Origin of the sequence: Pedobacter sp. (assembly GCF_045628745.1) — a bacterium.
Taxonomy (GTDB): Bacteria; Bacteroidota; Bacteroidia; order Sphingobacteriales; family Sphingobacteriaceae; genus Pedobacter.
Map to the genome: position 1 here is coordinate 1 of NZ_JAZQPU010000073.1, position 2,143 is coordinate 2,143.

The 2,143-nt window shown below is 41.2% G+C and carries 3 protein-coding genes; 2 read left to right on the plus strand and 1 reads right to left on the minus strand.

Features of this window, described 5'->3' with window-relative positions; genetic code table 11:
* The coding region (locus tag ACR2F7_RS03430; protein WP_432712193.1) for a prolipoprotein diacylglyceryl transferase at positions 1 to 827 on the plus strand (827 nt) is incomplete at its 5' end.
* Positions 828 to 838: 11 nt separating this feature from the next.
* Positions 839 to 1,633, plus strand: a complete 795-nt coding sequence (locus tag ACR2F7_RS03435) for an inositol monophosphatase family protein (RefSeq protein ID WP_432712194.1) — start codon at positions 839 to 841, stop codon at positions 1,631 to 1,633.
* 358 nt (positions 1,634 to 1,991) lie between these two features.
* On the opposite strand, the gene ACR2F7_RS03440 is transcribed toward ACR2F7_RS03435, so the two are convergent.
* The coding region (locus ACR2F7_RS03440) for a NifU family protein (protein WP_432712195.1) at positions 1,992 to 2,143 on the minus strand (152 nt) is incomplete at its 5' end.

Below are 2,143 nucleotides of genomic sequence, written 5' to 3' on the forward strand. Positions count from 1 at the left end.
TGGGTGGTTTGTTTTTCGCAGGTTTATTTGCTTATTGGGATCATAAAGAAAAAGGCAGACATCAGCTTGCTCAACCAAAAACAGTTACAGTAACTACACATCCTTATCAATTGATGGGACATTTAATTGTCTGGGCTGCAGTTTGGGGTTTCCTTGGTGCTAAAATATTCGATAACCTTGAACACTGGGATACTTTTGTACAAGATCCTATTGGTGGCTTGTTGTCTTTCAGTGGTTTAACCTTTTATGGTGGTTTAATTTGCGGCGGTGCTGCGGTTATTTATATCGCCAGAAAAAATGGCATCAAACCTTTACATATGTTAGATGTGGGTGGTCCGGGAATGATGCTTGCTTATAGTGTAGGCAGAATTGGCTGCCAGATGTCTGGCGATGGCGATTGGGGTATCGTGAACATGAACCCTAAGCCTTTTAGTTGGCTGCCAGATTGGTTATGGGCTTATACCTATCCAAATAATGTGGCTAACGATGGCGATCCTATCGCAGGTTGTGTGGGCCGCTTTTGTCATGAATTACCGCTACCGGTTTATCCAACCCCTATATATGAAGCGCTGTTTTGTTTCGTGCTATTTTTATTGTTGTGGCAAATCCGTCACCGCATCAAAATCCCGGGCATGATGTTTGGTATTTACCTGATGTTAAACGGTGCCGAGCGTTTCCTGGTAGAATTAATCAGGGTGAATACTAAATATAACGTTGCCGGAATTGCCTTTACGCAGGCAGAATTAATTTCCGCCATCTTATTCATCAGCGGTCTTTCTATGGTGATCTACTCGTTAAAAAACGAAGATAAGTTAAAAGCATACTAAACTAAAAATACGTGGATTACGAATTGTTATGTACCAAGGTGATAGCGGTTACCCGCCTCGTTGGTAATTTTATAAGAAAAGAATCCATGAATTTCGATGCACAGCAAATCGAATTCAAGGGCCTGAATGATTTGGTTTCTTATGTAGATAAAACTGCCGAAGAACATTTGGTGGCTAACCTGGCAGAATTAATTCCTGATGCAGGTTTTACCACTGAAGAAGAAACCGTAAACAGTAAAGGTGAGGTCTATAACTGGATCATTGATCCTTTAGATGGCACAACCAACTTTATTCACGGTGTGCCCACTTATTCCATCAGTATTGCTTTGTATGAAAATGATGAACCTGTATTGGGTATCGTTTACGAAATCAATAGGGGAGAGATGTTCTATTCCTATAAAGGCGGTAGTGCTTACCTGAATAACAAAGTGATCAGCGTTTCTAAAAACAATAAACTAGCAGCTAGTTTGCTGGGCACGGGTTTCCCTTATTATAACTTTGAGCAACAGGCGCAATACATGGCGCTGCTTTCAGAAATGATGCGCAGTTGTCATGGTGTAAGAAGAATAGGTTCTGCTGCGGTAGATTTAGCTTATGTGGCCTGTGGCAGGTTCGATGCTTTCTATGAGTATAACCTCAATGCCTGGGATGTAGCTGCGGGTGCTTTCCTTGTACAGCAGGCAGGGGGCAGGGTGCTTAACTTTACAGGTGGTACAGAATTTTTGGAAAGCAGACAGATTTTAGCGACAAATGCGCTTATCGATGGTGAAATTTTAGCCGCTATGGACCGCCACTTCAAAGCTTAACTGCATCAAATTACAAATTATAATATCTTCATAGCTCAAAACAAAAGGGGTCGTATCGTTGAAAAATGATACGGCCCCTTTTTTATGGTGTTAAATTCCGAAAACAGGATTGAAAAAAGCTATTTTCACCTGGCTTACAGTTATTCTGAACCTAATAGTTACCATAGCGTTCAGAGGGCGTTCAGAGGGCCTTCATAGGGCCTTTGTATATCCCCAGGATATAGGAACGCCCTCCCAATGCCCTCTGAATACTAGCTCACCGATCAGGAAATTATTACTTGTCGTTAAGGTGCCTATAACAGAAAAATCCCGTACCATTTATCATGATACAGGATCTTTTGTATTGAAATTATAAATTTTAAAGGGCTCCTGAAACCACTTCTTTTACCTCTGGTACCATTCTTTGCAACAGGTTTTGTATCCCTGATTTTAAAGTGATGGTAGAAGAAGGACAGCCACTGCATGAACCTCTTAGTTCTACGGTAACTATACCTTCGTTAAACGACTTAT